Here is a 20,261-nt window from a genome sequence, read left to right as displayed (position 1 = left end):
ACGAAGGGAGCCGCGGATGCGAACGACCGTCGTCATCGCCACGAGGAACCGTTGCGACAGCCTGCTGCGCACCCTGCGCCGGCTACGCGGACTCGACCCGCGGCCCGCGGTCGTCGTGGTCGACAACGCCTCGAGCGACGACACCGTGCGCCGGGTCCGCGACACACATCCGGAGGTGGACGTGTTGTCGTTGTCACACAACGAAGGCGCTGTGGCGCGGAACCATGGGGTGCGGCAGGCCCGGACACCGTACGTGGCCTTCAGCGACGACGATTCGTGGTGGGAGCCCGGAGCGCTCCCGCGCGCCGAACGGGTCCTCGACGCTTACCCGGACGTGGGACTGCTGGCCGCCCGGCCGCTCGTCGGCGCCACTCGTGAGCCCGATCCGGTCGCCGGCCTGATGGCTCACTCCCCTCTCGACGGAGCCGGAGACCTTCCGGGGCCGCGTGTCCTCGGATTCCTGGCCTGTGCGGCGGTGGTGCGCCGCGACGCCTTCCTCGGCGTGGGCGGGTTCCACCCGCTGTTGTGGTTCGCGGCCGAGGAGAAGCTGCTCGCCTACGACCTCGCCGCCGCCGGCTGGTCGCTGGCGCACGCCCCGGACGTCCTCGCGCGGCACGATCCCGCCGCGCACGCACCGGACCACGGCAGACGAACCCTGGAGCAGCGCAACACCCTACTCATCGCATGGCTCCGGCGCGACCCAGCGCACGCCGCCCGTGCGACGGCGGCCACGGCGCGTCGCGCCCTGTCCGATCCCGCAGCGCGCGACGGCCTGCGCGGTGCCGTGAGCCGGCTTCCCGCAGCCGTACGCGAACGGCGCCGCCTGCCCGGTTCCGTCGAGAAGGACATTCGCCTGCTCGAGAAAGGACACGGCCACTGATGACCGCGCACCGGGTCGCCGTCGTGATGATCACCCACAACCGCAGGGACGAGGCACTGTCCACGCTCGACCGGATGGCGCGGCACTCCGACGCGGCGCCGACGATCGTGGTGGACAACGCCTCCGCGGACGGCACCGCCGACGCCGTCGCACGACGCCACCCGGAGGTGACCGTGATGGCGCTCCGGGAGAACCGGGGCGCGGCAGCACGGAACCTGGCGGTCGAGCGGGCCGGGACACCGTACGTCGCCTTCTGCGACGACGACACGGTCTGGGAGGACGGCTCGCTCGCCGCGGCAGCCGACGTGCTCGACAGGTATCCCTCGATCGGCGCCGTCATGGGCCGCGGCCTCGTCGAGCCGGAACTGGCCGAGGACCCGATCACACCGGAACTGCGGCATTCACCGGTACCCGCGCCCGACTGGCTCCCTGGCCCCGCGCTCCTGGGAGTGCTGGCGGGCTTCACCATGGTGCGCCGGCGGGCCTTCCTCGACGTCGGCGGATTCTGTCCGCGCATCTGGCTCGGCGGTGAGGAGGAACTGCTGTCGTGGGACCTCGCAGCACGCGGCTGGTGGCTCTGCTGGGCCGAGAACGTCACCGTGCGGCACCGTCCGTCCGCGGGCAGGGATTCCCGTCACCGCAGGCAGCTCGGCATCCGTAACACGCTCTGGACACTGTGGTTGCGCCGCCCGTGGCGACGGGCATTGCTCCGCTCCGCGGACCTCGTCGCGTCCGCACCCCGCGACCGCGCGACGCTCACGGCGGTCGGCGAAGCACTACGCGGCCTGCCGTGGGCGCTTCGCCGGCGCCGGGTCGTCCCGGACGGACTCGAGCGGAACCTGCGCCTCCTCGAGGCGGACAGAGCGCACCGGACTGCACGCAGCTACACGGACTGACGCGCGCAGGCCGACGCTCGGCCGCGACGAGCAGCGCAGTGCAGAAAGGCCCGGCCACGCGGACTGTCACCGTGGCCGGGCCTTCCGCTCACTGCGACGTGGCGACCGCTGTCGGCGTCCGTGCTCCCGGGGCGACGCGCTGATAGGCACGCACACAGTCGTGGGCCACGCGATGCCAGGAGTACCGAGTCACGGCACGGTTCCGGCCGGCCATGCCACACGACTCACGTACCGACTCGTCGGCAAGCAACGGCCCGACCGCATCGGCCAGTCCCCGCGGATCGCGCGGCGGCGCCAGCCCACCGGTCGTGCCTTCGACGACGGTGTCGGTCAGCCCGCCCACAGCGCTCGCCACGACGGGCACGCCGCACGCCACCGCCTCGAGCGGCACCATGCCGAACGGCTCGTACCAGGGTGTGCAGAGCACCATGTCGGCCGAGCGCAGCAGCCCGGGCATGTCGCTGCGCGACACCTGGCCGATCAGGCGCACGCGGTCGGCGACACCCGCCGCCTCGGCGGCCTCGCGGAGTCGCCGGGCCTCGGGGTCGTCGGCCAACGCGACGTCCTTCGGCCCGCCCGCGACGACCAGTTCCGTGTCGGGAAGCTCCGCGAGCGCTTCGATCGCGGTGGCGAACCCCTTGCGCGGGACCAGCCGCCCGACGGCGACAAGGCGGTGCTTCCGCGTCCGCTCCGGGCCCGCACGGGCTCCTCGGGGCGAGAATCGTTCGACGTCGACGCCGCAGGGAACGATCGAGATCCGCTCCCGCGGCACACCCAGCCGCACGAGCTCGAAGACCTCGTCCGAGCGCGTCGCCAGCACCCGGTCGACGGCGTGGCCGATCGACTTCTCGATCTTGACCCGCTCCGCGGGACTGGTGTCCGCGGAGCCCTGGAAACGCCGCTTCACCGAACCGAGCGCATGGAAGGTCTGGACCACCGGCACGTCCAACGTCCTCGTGGCGAGTACGGAGGCCAGCCCGACATCCAGAAATGCGCATGCACCAGGTCCGGCGGGTCCGTGTCCCAGATGTCCCGCAGGCGGGTGCCGAACTCCCCCATGTGCGGGAGGAGCTCGTCCTTCGGCAACGCGTGCGGAGGTCCGGCCGAAACATGGACCACGCGGTATCCGCCCGGTGCACGCACCTCGTCGGCGAGCTCGTGCGAATCCCTGCGGGTGTACACCGTGACGTCGTGACCCTGCCCGGCGAGTGCGGTCGACAGCTCGGCCACATGGACGTTCTGTCCGCCCGCGTCCTCCTCACCCAGCGCCGCCAGAGGGCTGGCATGCTCGGTGACCATCGCGATCTTCACCGGCCACCTCCCGTGCTACTCGACTCCCGCTTGAAGCGGTCAATGACGTACCGTGGTCGTTTCCCTTCGTGGTACGGCCTAAACGCTGCACAGGTCGAATCGCCGTTGTGGACGGTTCTGTGGTCACTGTGGACGGACCGCGGGGTCGGGCGACGTCAGGCGCCGCAGGCCGCGGACGTCGCTTCCGGCGCGGTCGCGTCGCCGGGAGCGCCGCCCGAGATCACTGCCCGGGATCGACGCCGGGATCACTGCCCGGGATCACTGTCCGGGCGACACGACGTCGCGTACGCGGTACCGCGTGATCGCGACGGTGAATCCCACGAGTGCTGTCGCGAGGTGCAGCACGTTGTCCGCCCATGAGATCGGGAAGACGTGGTCCACGTCGATCCTGTCCGTGGCGATGGCCGCGGGCACCCCGTAGGCGACGAGCGCGGTGAATCCCACGGTGAGGAACCAGCCGATCGCGGTGGCCGACGCACGGGGGTGCAGTGCGGTGAGGCACAGCAGACCGACACCCGTGCGCACCAGGTCGAGCAGCAGCCCCGAGCTGAAGACCAGCACTCGGCCGGGGCCGCTCGCCATCCCGGCGACGCCGAGCGCGACGTAACAGGCACCGACGACACAGAGGATCGCCCGCGCCCGGAATCCCGTGTGCGGACGACTCCTGTCCCACCTTGCGTTGCTGCCCGACATGTCCGAGGTGTTCCCGAGGTGACACAGCCGAAACGGGGACGGTCGTCACCGACTCGCGTCGATTCACCCGCCGCCGCGCGGGGTACCAGGACGACATGACCACACCCGACCGAGCCATGCCCGACCGGGCGGCGGGAGGATCGGCCACGACAGCACGGGCGATCCCCACCACGGCGACCCTCCGCGCCGACGAACCGCATCCGGCCGCCGACACGGCGACCCTCGGCGAGACGACGCGGGTCGCCGCGACGGTGTTGCTGCCGGCCGTGGCGACGGGTCTGATCAGACGACGGCCCGCGGCGATGCAAATGGTCGAACGCTACGACGTGGACCGGCTCGCCGTCACGACACTGCGCAAGCTCCGGCGCGACCACCGCGGCCGGCCCGTTCGGCTCCGGCGGCCGGGACGATCGGTCACGGTCCTGTTGGACCACGCGGACGTCGGCCACCTGCTCGCGGAGGCACCGACCCCGTTCAGCCCCGCGACGCTGGAGAAGCGTGCCGCGCTGAGCCGGTTCCAACCGCACGGCGTGCTCATCTCGGAGGGCGACGAGCGGGCCGAGCGCCGCGACCTGAACGAGGATGTGCTCGAACCCGCCCGCGAGGTGCACCACCTCGCGGGCGACTGGGCGGCGACGATCGCCTCCCACGTCGCCGAGCTCCCGAACGTCGTCGACTGGGCGCAGTTCGCCGACACCTGGTGGCGGCTGGTCAGGGAGATCACTCTCGGCGGCGACACGGTCGACGACCGGGAGATCACCGCGCTGCTCACCACGCTGCGACAACGCGCGAACTGGGCCTACCTCGTTCCGAAACTCCGGCGGCAGCGGACACGGCTGCTCGAACTCGTCCAACAGCAGGTCGCCTCGCACCGGCCGGGCAGTCTCGCGTCCGTCCTCGCCGCCTCGGCCGCGGAGGACGGGAACGCGGGCCGGTCGCACGGCTCGGGCGGCACCGGGGCCGGTTCGGTGTCCGACGCCGTCGCGAGTCAGCTGCTGCACTGGTTGTTCGCCTTCGACGCCGCCGGCATCGCGACGTTCCGGACGCTGGCGCTGCTCGCCGCGCAGCCGGACATGCTCCGCCGTGCCCGCGAGGAAGCGCGGGACGGAGCGGCGGACACCGCGCGACAGCTGCCGTTCCTGCGCGCCTGCGTACTCGAATCGCTGCGACTGTGGCCCACCACACCGGCACTTCTGCGCGAGGCGCGTACCGACACCGCGTGGGCCCGGAACGGCGCGACCCTCCTCGCCTTCGCACCGTTGTTCCACCGGGACTCCGCCCGCCTGCCCTACGCCGACCGGTTCGCCCCCGACGTCTGGCTGGACGGGCGAGCCGCGGCACAGCCCGCACTCGTGCCGTTCAGCGCGGGCCCCGCGGCGTGTCCCGGCAGGGATGTCGTCCTGTTCACCACGGCCACGTTCCTCGCCGCCGTTCTCCGGGAGCGCGAGCCGCGGTTGGACGCGACCGGGGGTGCCCGACTCGACGGCGGCCGGGTCCCCGCGAGCCTGAATCACTTCGCGCTGAGGGTGTCCGGCTGAGACCGCGCGTCACGCGATCTCGGCGAGCAACCGTCCGGTCGGCACGCACGCGCGCGCCGACCGGACGGCCTCGGTGACCCGGGTCCGCGCCCCGTCCGACAGGCACCACTCCAGTGCCCGTGACAGCCCGGCGTGGTCGTGGACATCACCCGCGCCGACGACGGGCCACCCCAGCACCCGCGCCTGCGCGGTGACCTTCCCGCCGCCCGCGACGGGGTCGACGGCGAGCACCGGGACGCCCGCCGCGAGCCCGAGCACGAGCCTGTGCAGCCGCGTCGACACGACGGCGTCCATGGCCGCCGGCACCGACCCGAACTGGTCCGGCGTCGCGCAGTGACGCCAGTCGTCGGTCGCCAGGCGGGTGTCGAGCGGGACTCTGTCCACGTCGGTCCGGCGCAGCCACGCGGTCAACGCCTCGTGGACGACGTCGTGCCGCCCCGCTCTCCCGTACTCGGGCTGGCCGAGAGCGAGCGTCACACCGACCACGGGCCTGCGTTCGCAGGGCGCCGCCAGCGACAGGTCGGCACCGGCGGCCACCGCCCTTCTGGACGCGGCATCTCCCGACACCGCACCTCCGGACACGGCACCTCCGGACGCCGCGTCGTCCCGCGGCAGGACCCGGTGGAACCCGGTCGCCGCCGGGTCGTTCGGGTCGGGCACCGAGACGCCCACCGCGATCCGGCGGCACGCGGAGTATCGCTCGTGGAGTTCCCGGATCTGCCACCCGTGCACGGGGCCGCACGCGAACACCAGGTGCGAGTACCTCGACGGCGGCGCATCGTCCACATGCAACTCTCCGGGCAGGAATCCGGGACTCCACGCGGTGTCGTGGCACACGCCCGATTCGGACAACGCGTCGGAGACGGCACGTACCGCCCGTACGTCACCCGCCGTGGCCTCGCCGCGGGCGAAACTCGCCCAGCTCGTCAGGAGCACCCGCATAGCGGGCGGCTACCCACTCTCGGGACGACGCAGGGCGCGAACTGTCCACACTGCTCGGTCGGGACGTCGAGGTGATCTCCGTGCCGTGCGGCTCCGCCCGCCGGTCGGATGGTGGACGCGTGCGGCGCAGGCGACCGGTTCGCGGCCGCCGCGGCGGCCGCGCTGGCGGGCGGTGCTCCGGTCGGGCGTGTCCCGAGGACGCGCGCCTCGACGACCCGGCCGACGTCGCGCGCACCGTGGTCTTCGCGCTCCAACAGCCTGCCGGGTGTGAGGTCCGCGAGATGGTGGTGTGCTCCTCGGAGGAGGGATCATGGCCGTGAGCGGCGGCGTTCTCGTGCTGCGCGCGCTCGGCATCGGCGATCTGCTGACCGCCGTGCCGGCGTTGCGCGGCCTGCGGCGTCACCTGCCCGACGAGCGGCTCGTCCTCGCCGCACCCGGCGAGCTCGCCGACCTCGTCGAGCTGATCGACGCCGTGGACGAGTTGTTGCCGACGCCCGGCCTCGGCACGCTGTCCTGGCCGGGCGAACCGCCCCGGCTGGCCGTGAACCTCCACGGACGGGGCCGGAGAGCATCCGCAACCTGCTCGACAAGCGCTCCGTCGAACGTGCCGGATGCCACTACCGCGGGACGGGCGTTCCCTTCGCCTGACGGGGCGACCGCCACGGTGGTCCCCGGCCGTGCTCGACCGGGGACCGCCGTCGCGGGTGGTCAGTCCGACGCGGCCGACCACGCGCGGGACAGCTTGACCTTGCCACCGGTCTGCAGCACCGAGCCCGCGTAGATCCGGGTGGCGGCAGCGGTGATCAGCACGATCATGACGACCATCAGGCCGAGCGACAGGAACGGCTCCCACAGCTGGGCGTCACCGATGAACAGGCGCACCGGCATCGCGATGGCGGCCGAGAACGGCACGTACGACAGCACCGACATGGCCGTCTCGTTGTCGGACAGGAGGATGACGGCCATGTACGGGCCGAACACCAGCATCATGACCAGGCCCATCGTCGAGCCGAGGTCCTCCTGCCTGCTCACCAGCGACCCGGCGACCGCCCACATCGACGACAGCAGCAGGAACCCGAGGATCAGGAACGGCACGTACCAGCCGAGCGCGGGCAGGATGATCTGGAGCAACTCCTCGTTGCCCCCTGCCTGCAACGCGATCGGTGCCGCGATGGCCAGCACGACGACCTGTCCGATGGTGAGCAGTGCGTGGCCCACGATCTTGCCTGCCAGCAACGACTTCACCGGCAGGGTCGACACCAGGATCTCGACGACCCGGGTCTGCTTCTCGGTGACCGCGCTCTGCGCGATCGCCGTACCGCCCATGGCGAACATCATGAACACGAGCGCGAACACCATGATGACGAGCTGTTTCTCACCCTCGCCGACGTCGCCCGGGTCGAGCAGGTTCACCGGTGGCGGCGCGCCCAGCGACGCCATGAGATCGCTCGGCGGGTTCTCGAGCGCGACGACCTCGACGCCCGTCGGCGACTGCCCCGTCGTGTCCGGTACGACCGCAGCCTCGACCTCTTCGCTGCGGACCAGCTCCTCCGCACCGGCGGCGTCGTCGGTGCGCTCGACGTCGAACGGGCCCGCCTCGAGCGTCTGCGCCACCTCGGCACTCGTGACGGCGACCTTCGTGTCCCCGCCGCCCAGCACGTTCGGCAGGATCGACGCGGCGAAGAGCCCGATCACGATCGTCGCCAGCCCGATCCAGAAGCCCTTCATCTGCAGGAACGCCTTGATCTCACGTTCCGCGACGAGCCAGGTGGCCTGCATGAACGTCAGGCCGCCCGCGTTGCCGGAGTCCACGGAGGTCCGCTCCTCGACGCTGGTCATCAGATCGCCTCCTTGAAGATCTCGTTGAGTGACGGCACGACCGGCGTGAACGCACGGACCTCGCCGCGGCGCATCGCCTCCTGCAGGATCCGCTGGTCCAGCGCCTGGCCGCCGGTGCGGAATCCGTCGGCCGACGCGGGTTCGATCACCGCGCGCGGACCGTCCACACTGGTCACCTTGATGCCCGGCACGTCGCGCAACCATCCGGCGTCCGAGCCGACGACGATCTCGTAGCGCGGCGTGCCGTAACGCTCCTTGATCTCGTCCCGCTCACCGCTGGCCTTGATGTCACCGCCGGAGATGATCACCAGGTCGTCGCACAGCTGCTCGACCACGCTGAGCTGGTGGCTCGAGAACAGCACCGGGGCGCCTTCGGCCGCGCGCCGGCGCAGCACCCGCAGCACGGTGTCGACCGCGATCGGATCCAGCCCCGAGAACGGCTCGTCGAGGATCAACAGCGCCGGATCGTGCACCAGCGACGCGGCGATCTGCGCGCGCTGCTGGTTGCCGAGCGACAGCGCTTCGAGCTTGTCGTTCGCGCGCGTGTGCAGGTCGAGCTCCTCGAGCAGTCGCTCGGTGTTCGCCGCCGCCTTGGCGGCCGACATGCCGTGCAGCCTGCCGAACCACTGGATCTGCTCCGCGACCTTCATCTTCGGGTACAGGCCACGTTCCTCCGGCATGTACCCGAACCGCTGCCGCACCGCCTGCGTGACCGGTTCCCCGTTCCACGTGACCGATCCCGCGTCCGCCTTGAGGACCCCCAGAATGATCCGCATCGCGGTGGTCTTGCCGGCGCCGTTGGCCCCCAGAAACCCCGTCATCCGGCCGGGCTTCACGTCGAACGACACCGAGTCGAGGACCCGGTGGTCTCCGAAGCTCCGGCTGACGCCATTCACCTTCAACATACGGACAGACTAGGAGCGCGGGCTCCGCCCCGCGTCAGGCGCGCGATGTATCCCCGGCGTCACCCTCGGGGATGACGCCGGTGTCCGCGCCGGTCACCGGCGGTCCCGAACCGGTGGTCACGGCGTTCCCGGCGCGACGATCCCGTTCTCGTAGGCGAACACCACGGCGTGGGTGCGGTCGCGCAGGTCGAGTTTCGTCAACACCCGCGACACGTGGGTCTTGACGGTGGCTTCGCTGACGACGAACCGCTCGGCGATCTCCCCGTTGGAGGCGCCCCTGGCCAGCATGACCAGCACCTCGTACTCCCGTTCGGTCAGGACGTCGGGTCTGGTCGCGGGCGCAGGGGCGGCGGCCGCACCGCTGAACCGCGCGATCACCCGCCTCGTCACCTCGGGCGACAGCAGCGCGTCCCCGCGGGCGACGATGCGCACCGACTCGACGAGATCCTCCGGCGACGCATTCTTCAACAGAAACCCGCTCGCCCCCGCCTGCAACGCCTCGAACAGGTAGTCCTCCCTGTCGAACGTCGTGAGGATGACGACCTTCGTCGGCGCGGTCGAGCCCGCCTGCTCACCGAGGATGCGGCGCGTCGCTTCGAGCCCGTCGATCTCCGGCATCTGCACGTCCATCAGCACGACGTCCGGGCACAGCTCGCCGACCAGCCGCACCGCCTCGAGCCCGTCACCGGCCTCTCCGACGACCGTCACGTCGGGCTCGGCACCCAGGATGACGCGGAAGCCCGCCCGCACCAGATCCTGGTCGTCCACCAGCACGACCCGCAACGACTCGGTCACGAGCTCTCCTCCCGCGTCGTGGCCGACACCGGCCGCGGGCCGAGCGGCATGCTCGCCCACACCCGGTATCCCCGCCCGCTCTCGCGCGGGCCCGTTTCGATCTCGCCGCCGTGCACCGCGACACGCTCCCGCATGCCCGCCTGGCCGAGCCCGCTGCCACCGGCCGACGACCGGCCGTACCCGTCGTCGACGACCTCGACCTCGAGCGCACTCGTCAGGTACCGCAGGCGCACGTCGACCTGTTCGGCGCCGGAGTGTTTCGAGACGTTGGTCAGCGCCTCCTGCACGATGCGGTAGGCCGACAGCGCCACCGCGTCCGGAACGGGCCGTTCCTGGCCGTACGCGCCGTACCTCGCCTCGACCCCGGCCGCGTCCATTCTGGACACGAGGTCGGGAATGTCGTCGAGCCCCGGCGAGGCCGCACGGGCGTTCTGCTCCCCCGAGCCACCGGCCCCCGAACCGCCGGCCCCCGAGCCGCTGCCTGCAAGGCTGTTGTCCGTCGAGCCGGCCGGATCCGTGGCCCCGTCCCCGGTCGCCCGGCCGTCCCCACTCGCGTCCCCACCCGCACCGGCGCCTCGGACGGCGGCCGGGTCCGGGTCCGAGCGCAGCACACCCAGCAGACCGCGCAGCTCGCCGATCGCCGACCGGGCGGTCTCCTCCACCGTCTGGAGCGCCTCGCCCGCGAGCACGGGGTCACGGTCCAGCGTGCGCCGCGCGGCCCCCGCCTGGATACCCATCACCGACACGCTGTGCGCCACGACGTCGTGCAGGTCGCGCGCGATCCGGATCCGTTCCGCCACCAGCGCACCGCGGAGGTTCTCCTCCTGCGAGCGCTGCAGCTCGTCGTTGCGCTGTTCCAGTTCGGCCCTGCGGCGCGCCGTTTCCCACGCCATGTTCCCGTAGAAGTATGCGGCGGCGAAGAACACGCCGTTGAAGAGCGTGCTGTAGACCACCGAGGCCAGCACCGGGTCGAACGGCCCCTGCGCACCGGGGAACTCGGGAACGTCCCCCGCCATGGCCTGGACGAACGAGTAGGCCAGCCACAGGAACATCACGATGATCACCGCGAGCCGCGACCAGCGTGCGAGCATGCGGTTGCGCTCCCACGCGCCGACGCTGTAGCTCGCGAGGAACACGCACACCGATGGCACGGTGTTGTCCCCGATCTGGCGCGCCTGCGCGGCGATGAACACGGCGCCGACGAACAGCAGCACCGCGGACGGGAACCGCCGCCTCGCCACGAGCGGCAACGACAGCGCCGTGCCCCAGACCAGCTGTTCGGCCAGCGACGGCGCCGTTCCGAAGACCTGGGCGCCCATGCCGTTGATGGCCAGCACGGCCAGCACCATGCCGGCGAACACCCCTGCGGTGATCAGCACGTCCGAACGCTGGATCGCGGGATCCGGCCGGGGTCTGCGCCAGTCGCTCCACACCGCTGTGCGTGCGGCGCCGAGACCGGTACGGGACGTCATGTCCGGTACCGTATCCCGCCGCGCGCGAGTCACGTGGCGGTACGAGTCAACGGCCCCGTCGGCCGAACACCGCGCAACCGAGCGACCACACCGTGTCGCAGGCGAACACGACCGTCCGGATCCGGTCGGCGGTGAGCCCCCTTTCCCCGGCGACGCGACGGGGGCAGACTGGAACCCGTACCTACTCGGCAGTAGATAACGGGAGGCCAAGGGTGTCCGTCGCGAAGAAGGCCGTGCGCTGGGGCGTGACCCATGCGATCCCCCGCGCCGCGCTCCGCAGCGCCGCGGGCAAGGGAGATCTGCAGGCGAGACTGTTCACCGAGTCCGCCGAGACGCCGACCCTGGGGCTGACCCGGCTGTTCGACGAGATCCACGACCGCGGGCCGATCATCCGCGGCAAATACTCCTACCTCGTCTCACACCACTCGGTCGTCCGCGACGTGCTGACCTCGCAGGACGTGCGCGCCGGGATCGACCGGGTCGACGGTGTCCTCGGCAGGTTGAGCACGTGGTCGGCCTCGGACCACCTGCACCCGATCGAACCACCGTCGCTGCTGGCCACCGAACCACCCGAGCACACGCGCTACCGCAAGCTCGTCACCCGGGTCTTCACCGCCCGCGCGGTGGAGAACCTGCGCACCCGGACCGAGGAGATCGCCGCCGAACTACTGGACGCCTTGGAGGCCCGCGCGCGAGCGGGCGAGGACGTCGACCTGGTCGAGGCCTACTGCAGCCTGCTGCCGGTGACCGTGATCGCCGAGATCCTCGGCGTCCCCGACCACGAGCGGCACAAGGTCCTCACCCTCGGCACCGCGGCGGCGCCCAGTCTCGACATGGGCATGCCGTGGCGGCAGTTCCGCGAGACGGATCGCGCCCTGGCCGAGTTCGACACCTGGCTGGGCGGCCACCTCGCCGCGCTGAAGGAGAACCCCGGCGACAACCTGCTGAGCAAGCTGGTCGCGGCACGAGAGGACGGCGTCGGCCTCAACGACAAGGAGCTCCGCGCCACGGCGGGTCTCGTGCTGGCCGCCGGGTTCGAGACCACCGTCAACCTGCTGGGCAACGGCATCGCCCTGCTGCGCGAGCATCCGCAGCAACTCGAGAAGGTGCGTCAGGATCCGTCGCTGTGGCCGGGCGCCGTCGACGAGATCCTGCGGTTCGACCCACCCGTGCTGCTCACCGGCAGGACGACCGTGCGCGACACGGAGATCGCGGGCAAGCCCGTGCGCGCCGGGGCCCCCGTGACGACGCTGCTGGCGGGTGCGAACCGCGACCCCGAGGTGTTCGACGACCCCCACACGTTCGACGTCACGCGGCCGAACGCCCGCGAGCACATCGCCTTCTCCTCCGGCAGGCACTACTGCCTCGGCGCGGCGCTGGCCCGCATGGAGGGCGAAGTCGGCCTGCGCGCGTTGTTCGACCGCTTCCCGGACCTGTCGCTGCGGCCCGGCGCCGCGCACCGGCCGACGCGCATCCTGCGGGGCTACGAGCGGCTCCCGGCCCGCCTGACCTGAGGTTTTCCCGCCCACCACCCGTTCGGTCGATATTGACATGCAGGGTTGTCAGTTGGATGCTGGCGCTCGCCGGTCAAGATCGGGTCCGGCATTCCCCGGTCAGCGCAAGGAGGCGCGGATGGGACAGCAGCGCGGGCGACGCGGACGGTTCGGCCGCAGGCAGCGGGACGTCACGGGCAGGGTCGTCACGATCACCGGTGGCGCGCGCGGCATCGGCGCGGCCACGGCGACGATGCTCGTCGAGGCGGGTGCGACGGTCGCCGTCGCGGACCTCGACCCGTCGGCGCTGCCCCAGCGGCTCCGCGATCATCCGCGGGTGCACGCGTGGCGCGTCGACGTCACCGACGCGGCCGCGTACACGCGCTTCCTCGACTCGGTGGAAGGCACCCTCGGCCCGGTCGACGTGGTGATCAACAACGCCGGGATCATGCCGCTCGGCCGCATCGACGACGAACCGGACGAGGTCACGGCGAAACAGCTGGCGATCAACCTGCACGCGGTCATCCACGGAACCCGGGAGGCCGTGCGGCGCATGCGCCCCCGCGGGCGTGGCCACATCGTCAACGTCGCGTCGGAGGCGGGCAGGATCGGCTTCGAGGGCGCCGCCACCTACTGCGCCACGAAACACGGCGTGGTCGGCTTCTCCGGTGCCGTGCGCGCGGAGCTGCACCGCACCGGTGTCGACATGTCGGTCGTGATGCCGTCGGTCGTGCGGACCGAACTGGCCACCGGTCTGGGCGAGTCGCGCGCCATCCGTCCGGTGACACCGGAGGACGTCGCGGCCGCCGTGCTGGCGACGGTGCGCAGGCCGCGATTCGATGTCTACGTGCCGCGCGACCTGGTGGTGGCGAACACGCTCGGCGCACTGCTGCCCCGGAAGGCCTCCGACGCGCTGCTGCGCGCCAGTGGTGCCCATCGGGTGCTCGGCGCCGCCGACCACACGGCCCGCAAGGAGTACGAGTCCCGTGCGGTCGGCACGGCCGGGGACGCGGGTCACTGACCCCGGCCACCCTCGGGCACCACCTCATCCACTGTGGACCTCGCCGCGGCGGGAGTGCCACGGATCCGTTCTGCGACGGGGAGTCGACATGGTTTCACTGCTGGAACACGCCAACCGGGCGGCGCGCGAACGCCTGTCGTCCGTACTGGCCGCACCCGCGCCGAAGGCGGTCGACGACGCGTGGCTGCGCGCGACCCACGGTCGGGTCACCACGCTCGCGCCCCCTCCGAGCGGCAGCGACCTCGAACCGGTCCGCGGTGACCAGGGTGCGCCGCTGCTCGGGCACACGCTGAGCTACATCCGGTTCGGCAACGAGTTCCTGCGCGACCGTTACGAGCGCTTCGGCCCGGTGTCGTGGATGGGATCGCTCGGGCAGAAAGTGGTGACCGTCGGCGGGCCCGACGCCACCCAGCAGGTGCTCGTCAACAAGGACAAGGCCTTCTCGCAGGAAGGCTGGACCCGGATGATCGACGAGTTCTTCCACCGCGGCCTGATGCTCCTGGACTTCGACGAGCACCGCATGCACCGCCGGATCATGCAGTCCGCGTTCACCCGCGACCGGCTGACCGGCTACGTCGACCAGCTGGGCCCCTCGGTGCGAGCCAACGTTCCACAGTGGAACGCCGATCGTCCGGTGCGCATCTACTGGCTGCTCAAACAGCTCACACTCGACGTCGCCACGCAGGTGTTCATGGGCGGCCGCGGCGGCGACGAGAACCTCGACGAGATCAACCGGGCGTTCGTCGCCGCCGTGCGCGCGGCGACGTCGATCGTGCGGTACCCGCTGCCCGGCACCCGGTTCCGCGCGGGCGTGCAAGGCCGGAAGACCCTCGAGCGCTACTTCCGCAGGCACCTGCCCGCGGCACGTGAGTCCGACGGGTCGGACCTGTTCGCCGGGCTGTGTCAAGCCGCCACCGACGACGGCGAGCGCTTCAGCGACGACGATGTCGTCAACCACATGATCTTCCTGATGATGGCCGCGCACGACACGTCGACCATCACCACCAGCGCCACGGCGCACTACCTCGGCAGGCATCCGGAGTGGCAGCAGCGCGCCCGCGAGGAGTCGCTCGCGCTCGGCGACGACGTCCCCGACATCCACGCGCTGGAGAGCCTCACCACGCTGGACCTGATCATCAAGGAGTCGCTGCGGCTGGTGGCGCCGGTGCCGACGCTGATGCGGATGACCGTGAAGCCCACGGAGATCGCGGGGCACCACATCCCGGCCGAAACGGCCGTCGTCGCGGCGCCGGGCGTGAACCACTTCGACGCCGACATCTGGACCGACCCGGACCGTTTCGACCCGGACCGCTTCTCCGAATCCCGTCGCGAGGACGCCGGGCACCGGTTCGCCTGGATCCCGTTCGGCGGCGGGGTGCACAAGTGCATCGGGCTGCACTTCGGCACGCTCGAGGTGAAGGCGATCCTCCACGAGATGCTGCGCAGCTACACCTGGACCGTGCCGGACGGGGTGCACCCGCGCTGGGACAACACCTCGCTGCCGGTGCCCGCCGACGGCCTGCCGGTGCGGCTGCACCGCCGCTGACGGCCGGCGGACCGAGGAGCGACGGACCGCCGGGCGTTGTCATGCCTCCCTGGACGGACACCGAACTCGACGGAATCACCCGGAAGGCCCTACCCCAGAAGGCCCCACGCCGATATCGCCAGGCCGGCGACGACCACGACGACCAGGCTCGCGACAGCCACGGCAAGGAGCCCGACGAAGCCCAGGAACTCGGTGTGCCGGCCACCCATCGTCCGCACCTCCACGTCCGGGACACGCAACCAGGACCGCTCGCCATTGTCCGCCCGAGACCGACCCGGCGCAGTGCGGCAACCCACCCAGGCGACACGACCGACACCCCGGCACCGGCGACGCCGCGGTGTAGCCGCGAGCCCGTCAGTCCGGGATGACCTTGCCCGGGTTGAGGATGCCGTGCGGGTCGAGCGCGGTCTTGACGGCCCGGTGCATGGCGACGACCTCGCCGTCCAGCTCCGCACCGAGGCCGTCCTTCTTGAGCAGGCCGACGCCGTGCTCACCGGTGACGGTCCCGCCGAGTTCGAGGGCGTCGCGGATGATGTCGTGGAACGCCTCCTGGGCACGCTCGCGGGCTGCGTCGTCGCCGGGCGGTGTGCTCAGCAGCGGGTGGAGGTTGCCGTCACCGGCGTGCGCGATGTTGGCGATGCGGGTGTCGTGCCGCTGTGCAGCCGCCTCGATGCGGGCCAGCATCTCCGGCACGGCCGCCTTCGGGACGCACACGTCCTCGGTGAGCAGCGGGCCGAGCCGTTCCAGCGCCGGGTAGGCGAGGCGGCGGGCGGAGAAGAGCGCGTCCGCCTCCTCCTGGTCCGTCGACCGGACAGCCCAGGTGGCACCGCCTTCCTCGAAACAGGCGAGCATACGGTCGGCCTCCTGCTCCCCTGCCGCGCCCGGCGCGTCCGTCCGGCCGAGCAGGACGACGTCGGCCTCGACCGACAGTCCCATGTTCTTCCACGCGTCGACGGCGGCGAGGCAGTGCCGGTCGACCAGTTCCAGCGCTGACGGCGTGATACCCGCGTCGGCGACCGCCGCGACGGCACGTCCGGCGTCGACGATCGAGGAGAAGTACCCGGCCACGGTGTGCTCGGGGTCGCGTAGCGGCCGCAGCTTCACCGTCACCTCGGTCACGACGCCGAGCGTGCCCTCCGAACCGACCATCAGCCCGGCCAGGTCGTACCCGGCGACGCCCTTCGCGGTGCGCCTGCCGAGCCGCACCAGCTCGCCGGTTCCGGTGACGACCTGCAACCCGAGCACGTAGTCGCGGGTCACCCCGTACTTGACGCAGCACAGGCCGCCCGCGTTGGTGGCGACGTTGCCGCCGATCGTCGACCACGGCGCGCTCGCCGGGTCCGGCGGATACCACAGACCGCGTTCTGCGCACGCCGCGCGCAGGTCGTCGTTGACCACGCCCGGTTCGACGACGGCCAGGCGTTCGGACTCGTCGATCTCCCGCACCGCCGTCATCAGCTCCGTGGACAGCAGGACGCACCCGTCGACGGCGTTCGCCCCGCCGGACAGGCCCGTACCCGCACCACGCGTGACCAGCGGTGTCCCGTGCGCGAGGCAGGCGCGGACCACGGTCTGGACCTCTTCGGCGCTGCGCGGCCGGACGACCACGTCCGGCTTTCCGTGCGGCGCCCATTCGGCCTCGTCGTGGACGTAACCGGCGACGACGTCGGGGTCGTCGACGAGCCGGTCGGCGGGCAGGTCACGGCGCAGGTCCTCGAGCAGCATGATCCCCACGATAGTGCGACATCCGCGGATCGACGTCGCACTGTGACGACCCTGCTCCGCCGCGCCGAGTATCACCAGTCGAGCAGCCGCACCGACACCTCGCCTGCCTCGTCGATCCGCACCTCGCCCGTGACGAAGAAGTCCGTCGACCGCTCACGACCGTCGGCGAAGCGGACATCCACTTGGCCGTCTTCGCTGCTGCGCAGCCACAGGAACGGAGGCGCATCGCCGATGGACTGGGCCAGTCCCAGCCGCACCTCGGGCAAGCGGTCGAGGGTCGCGGCGGTCACATCACTGTTGCCCGAGATGCCGTTCGGACAGCCTGTCAGGACGTCGGGAACCGCCTCGGCACACGCCCGGAGCGCCCGCTCCATCTCGTCGGCCACCTTCGCCCGCAGCTGCGCGGTGTCGTCGTAGCCGACCCGAGCCAGCCCGGCGGGCGGCGTGTGGTCGCTCGGTTCCCAGAACTCGTCGGCGTCCCACGACACCTGCGTCGCGACCAGGGTCTCCGGCTCGGCCGTGAAGTACGGCGATTCCACGCCGCGCACGGTGTAGACACCCGGATAGAGCAGAAAGTAGGTGCGGCTGAAGGCATCGATGCCACTCCGGTTGGCGGGCACGGCCACGCCGCCGATCGTGGCTCCCTCCATCCCGGCCACGCCGACGACCTGGTGCATCGATGTCTCGACGTACGCGGGGACGACCAGCGGATCGATCACCGTCCAGTGTTCCCACAGGCCGAGCGTCGATCCGGTCAGCCGCGCGCGCAGGGTCGCATCGCCGCGGTGGTCCCCGATGCGGTGCTCCTGGATGCGATGGTTCTCGGCGCCGTCGATGACGTACTCGACGTGGACCTCGGCGACCGCGCCGTGCGGGCTGAACGTCACCGAGTCGGCAGGCTCGCCGTCGATCTCGCGGAGTTCGACCTCCTCGACACGCAGCCGGTTCGCGGAACCGAGCACCTCGTCGGTCAGGAGCGACGTGTCGATCGCCCTGCCGGGGAAGTCCGCCGGGTCCACCATGCGGTTCGCCGCCTCGGCGTCCCCGCGCGCGATCGTCCCGACGTAGTCACGCACCGCGTCGGCCGGTGCCGACGAGTTGTGCGTCGAGACGACGACGAATCCGGCGACGGCCGCCGCGAGCACGACGGCACCACCGAGCACCGCGACCAGCTGCCACCGCTTCGCCCGCTGCCACCACCGCCGGCGCTCCGGCCCGGCCACGGATGCCGGATCGGCGGTGCCGTCACCGTCGGTGACGTGCGCGGCCGTGGTGTCGTCGGCGGTGTCGCCTGCGGTGCCGGCGGCTCCTGCGTCGCCGGTTCCTGCGTCGCCGGTGCGGTCGCCACCGGTGCCGGCGTCGCCGGTGCCGATGTCGCTGTTCGGCCCGCTCATCCGCGTGTCCCTTCGCCCGTGCTGTGTCGTCGGACGGAACGCGGGCCGACCCGGTTCCGCGAGCGCAGTCCGGGTGTCACGGCGAACGCGACGACGACGGCCAGGACCAGGACGGCGGGCAGGCCCGCGACCGCCCATGCGGCGAACACGACGAGCCCTGCCAGTTCGGTGCCGACGCCGGCGATCGAGGTGACCGTCGCCCGCGTCCCGCTGGTGATGCGTTCCTGCAGCCGAGCCTCCGCGACGACGAGCACGCCGCGGTACACGGCGTAGAACACCGCGACGAGCGCCAGGCCCGCGGGTTGCGCCCACCATCCGGCGACGGCGAACAGCGCGACACCGGCCGGCAGCAGCGCGGTCGCCCACGTGTCGCGGAGGCGTGCCGCGACCAACGCACCGGCGGCACCGGCGAGAGGGATGCCGAGCACCGCGAGGGGCACCCACACCACCGGGACGTGCCAGTCCTCGGCGAGCAGGCCGAAGTACTCCTCGATGTTGTCGAGCGAGGTCAGGAGCGCCACGACGAGCAGGGCCACCGGAACCCCGGGGGTGCGGGCCGCGGCGACGACCCCGGCCCGCAGCGTGGCGACGTACCCGAGCTCGTCCTGCCCGTCCTCGGTGGCGGTGTCGTCAGTGGCGGTGCCGTCGGTGGCGGTGCCGCCGGTGGCCACGTCGCCCTGCTCCGCGTCCCCGCTGACGTCGTCGTCGGTGTTCGCCGGCGGGTCGTGGCGGGGCGGTTCGGGAAGCCGGGCGGCAACCGCCGCGGCGCCGAGACAGGTGGCGACGCTGGCCCAGCCGACGAGCTCGAACCCGCCGAGGGGCAGCACGGTCGCGCCGACGGCGGCGGGGATCTGTGCGAGCAGTTCACACGCGTCCAGCCGGCCGTAGCTGCGGCGGAACCGTTCCGGTTCGCCCAGTTCGACCAGGCTGTCGTACAGCCACGCCTCGACCGCACCGGAGACGAGCGTGCCGCCGACGCCCCACAGCACGAAACCGGCCGCGAACGCACCGAATCCGGGAAACGCCGTCCACAACACGTAGGCGAGCGCCTGGGCGAGGCCGCCAGCGGCCATGGAACCGGTGCGGGAGAAGCGGTCGGCGAGTGCGCCGGTGGGGACCTCGGCGACGACAGAGGTCAGCGACCAGATGGCCAACAGCGCGGAGATCTGCGCGTCGGAGAGACCGTGCGCACTGAACAACAGCGCGTACAGCGGATACAGCGGCACCGCGTCCGCGAGCAACGCCCAGGCGCACGCGCGCCGGGTCAGGCTCCGGACAGTGCGGGCGGGCCGATTCGACCGGCGATTCGTCGAGCGTCACGGTGGAGACATACCTGCACGATAGCGGTGACCGGACGGTACCGACAGGGTTTCCGGCCGCGATCTCGTTCCCGCGACACCGTCCGGCACCGTCCGGCGATGCGCCCGGGCCGGCTCCGTAGTTGTCGCGCTGGTGGTGTCCCCTCGGGCGAGCTTTCGATGCGCGGGCTGGATGATTCACCCTATTGCGTGTCTTGTATTCGACCATGAGTTCGATATATTGAGTTTGTGGATGACATGGGGGACGGCGTTGGAGACCGCGTTGCAAACACAGCCGACAACACAGTCGAGGACCGTTGGAGCCGCGTCCGACGACACGGTCGAGCAATTGGTTGGCGGCAAGATCGAGCGACTGCGGGAAATCCGTGCTCGGCGGGCGCGGCTCGACGCCGAGGAGTTGGCGCTGTTGGCCGAGATTGCAACTGCTGTGGATGACGACCGTGGTGTGGCGGAGGAATTGACGCCGGTACTGCGGGTCTCCACGCGTGAGGT

Annotated in this window: 17 protein-coding genes and 2 pseudogenes; 9 read left to right on the top strand and 10 right to left on the bottom strand. The window is 71.6% G+C overall.

What is annotated here, in order from left to right:
- Nucleotides 1-16: 16 nt before the first annotated feature.
- The gene (locus LY13_RS14525) at nucleotides 17-880 is read left to right on the top strand and encodes a glycosyltransferase family 2 protein (protein ID WP_253828959.1); all 864 of its coding nucleotides are present in this window, start codon (nucleotides 17-19) and stop codon (nucleotides 878-880) included.
- Complete coding sequence (locus LY13_RS14520; RefSeq protein WP_253828958.1) at nucleotides 880-1,776, top strand: glycosyltransferase family 2 protein; 897 nt, start codon at nucleotides 880-882, stop codon at nucleotides 1,774-1,776. The genes LY13_RS14525 and LY13_RS14520 overlap by 1 nt, the downstream gene beginning before the upstream one ends.
- 88 nt (nucleotides 1,777-1,864) lie before the next feature.
- On the opposite strand, the pseudogene LY13_RS14515 reads toward LY13_RS14520, so the two are convergent.
- Together LY13_RS14515 and LY13_RS14510 are read right to left on the bottom strand one after the other, a co-directional pair.
- Nucleotides 1,865-3,087: pseudogene (locus LY13_RS14515) on the bottom strand (glycosyltransferase).
- A 258-nt stretch (nucleotides 3,088-3,345) separates the two neighbouring features.
- Nucleotides 3,346-3,780: a DUF4383 domain-containing protein gene (locus tag LY13_RS14510; RefSeq protein WP_253828957.1), complete on the bottom strand. Its 435-nt coding sequence runs from the start codon at nucleotides 3,778-3,780 to the stop codon at nucleotides 3,346-3,348.
- A 95-nt stretch (nucleotides 3,781-3,875) separates the two neighbouring features.
- Between LY13_RS14510 and LY13_RS14505 the strand changes: the two genes are divergently transcribed.
- Entirely contained in the window at nucleotides 3,876-5,318 is a 1,443-nt protein-coding gene (locus LY13_RS14505; protein ID WP_253828956.1) for a cytochrome P450, read from the top strand.
- Nucleotides 5,319-5,327: 9 nt separating this feature from the next.
- Here the strand turns inward: LY13_RS14505 and LY13_RS14500 are convergent, their stop codons facing one another.
- A complete protein-coding gene (locus LY13_RS14500) occupies nucleotides 5,328-6,260 on the bottom strand; it encodes a glycosyltransferase family protein (RefSeq protein WP_253828955.1) in 933 nt (310 codons plus the stop codon).
- A 191-nt stretch (nucleotides 6,261-6,451) separates the two neighbouring features.
- Here LY13_RS14500 and LY13_RS14495 point away from each other — a divergent pair.
- Both LY13_RS14495 and LY13_RS26195 read left to right on the top strand, forming a co-directional pair.
- Nucleotides 6,452-6,580, top strand: a pseudogene (locus tag LY13_RS14495) (short-chain dehydrogenase); the annotation flags it as partial.
- Complete coding sequence (locus LY13_RS26195; protein WP_372493832.1) at nucleotides 6,571-7,041, top strand: glycosyltransferase family protein; 471 nt, start codon at nucleotides 6,571-6,573, stop codon at nucleotides 7,039-7,041. The pseudogene LY13_RS14495 and the gene LY13_RS26195, both read left to right, overlap by 10 nt.
- On the opposite strand, the gene LY13_RS14485 is transcribed toward LY13_RS26195, so the two are convergent.
- From LY13_RS14485 to LY13_RS14470, 4 genes are all read right to left on the bottom strand, one after another.
- Nucleotides 6,969-8,099, bottom strand: coding sequence for an ABC transporter permease (locus LY13_RS14485; RefSeq protein ID WP_253828954.1), 1,131 nt, complete (start codon nucleotides 8,097-8,099; stop codon nucleotides 6,969-6,971). The genes LY13_RS26195 and LY13_RS14485 overlap by 73 nt on opposite strands.
- Nucleotides 8,099-9,004, bottom strand: a complete 906-nt coding sequence (locus LY13_RS14480; RefSeq protein ID WP_253828953.1) for an ABC transporter ATP-binding protein — start codon at nucleotides 9,002-9,004, stop codon at nucleotides 8,099-8,101. The genes LY13_RS14485 and LY13_RS14480 overlap by 1 nt, the downstream gene beginning before the upstream one ends.
- Nucleotides 9,005-9,121: 117 nt before the next feature.
- Nucleotides 9,122-9,799 (bottom strand): response regulator, encoded by a 678-nt coding sequence (locus tag LY13_RS14475; RefSeq protein ID WP_253828952.1) that lies wholly within the window; start codon nucleotides 9,797-9,799, stop codon nucleotides 9,122-9,124.
- Nucleotides 9,796-11,271 (bottom strand): histidine kinase, encoded by a 1,476-nt coding sequence (locus tag LY13_RS14470; RefSeq protein WP_253828951.1) that lies wholly within the window; start codon nucleotides 11,269-11,271, stop codon nucleotides 9,796-9,798. Before LY13_RS14470 ends, LY13_RS14475 begins: the two co-directional genes overlap by 4 nt.
- A gap of 212 nt (nucleotides 11,272-11,483) precedes the next feature.
- On the opposite strand from LY13_RS14470, the gene LY13_RS14465 reads away from it, so the two are divergent.
- The 3 genes from LY13_RS14465 (at nucleotide 11,484) to LY13_RS14455 (ending at nucleotide 15,331) form a co-directional block, all read left to right on the top strand.
- Entirely contained in the window at nucleotides 11,484-12,785 is a 1,302-nt protein-coding gene (locus LY13_RS14465; protein ID WP_253828950.1) for a cytochrome P450, read from the top strand.
- A 118-nt stretch (nucleotides 12,786-12,903) separates the two neighbouring features.
- Nucleotides 12,904-13,785, top strand: coding sequence for an SDR family oxidoreductase (locus LY13_RS14460; RefSeq protein ID WP_253828949.1), 882 nt, complete (start codon nucleotides 12,904-12,906; stop codon nucleotides 13,783-13,785).
- Nucleotides 13,786-13,873: 88 nt separating this feature from the next.
- A complete protein-coding gene (locus LY13_RS14455; RefSeq protein ID WP_253828948.1) occupies nucleotides 13,874-15,331 on the top strand; it encodes a cytochrome P450 in 1,458 nt (485 codons plus the stop codon).
- Nucleotides 15,332-15,685: 354 nt separating this feature from the next.
- On the opposite strand, the gene LY13_RS14450 is transcribed toward LY13_RS14455, so the two are convergent.
- The 3 genes from LY13_RS14450 to LY13_RS14440 form a co-directional block, all read right to left on the bottom strand.
- Entirely contained in the window at nucleotides 15,686-17,056 is a 1,371-nt protein-coding gene (locus LY13_RS14450) for an FAD-binding oxidoreductase (RefSeq protein ID WP_253828947.1), read from the bottom strand.
- Between the two features lie 71 nt (nucleotides 17,057-17,127).
- A complete protein-coding gene (locus tag LY13_RS14445; protein WP_253828946.1) occupies nucleotides 17,128-18,450 on the bottom strand; it encodes a hypothetical protein in 1,323 nt (440 codons plus the stop codon).
- Nucleotides 18,447-19,691 carry an MFS transporter gene (locus LY13_RS14440; RefSeq protein ID WP_253828945.1) on the bottom strand — a complete coding sequence of 415 codons (1,245 nt, stop codon included), beginning with the start codon at nucleotides 19,689-19,691 and terminating at the stop codon, nucleotides 18,447-18,449. Before LY13_RS14440 ends, LY13_RS14445 begins: the two co-directional genes overlap by 4 nt.
- A 310-nt stretch (nucleotides 19,692-20,001) precedes the next feature.
- Here LY13_RS14440 and LY13_RS14435 point away from each other — a divergent pair.
- On the top strand, nucleotides 20,002-20,261 hold a 260-nt coding region (locus LY13_RS14435; RefSeq protein WP_253828944.1), incomplete at its 3' end, for a hypothetical protein.

The sequence above is a fragment of the Prauserella aidingensis genome, assembly GCF_024171865.1.
GTDB classification, from domain to species: Bacteria; Actinomycetota; Actinomycetes; order Mycobacteriales; family Pseudonocardiaceae; genus Prauserella; species Prauserella aidingensis.
The sequence above is the reverse complement of the archived record's forward strand: the minus strand, read 5'-3'. Positions and strand labels throughout refer to the sequence as shown.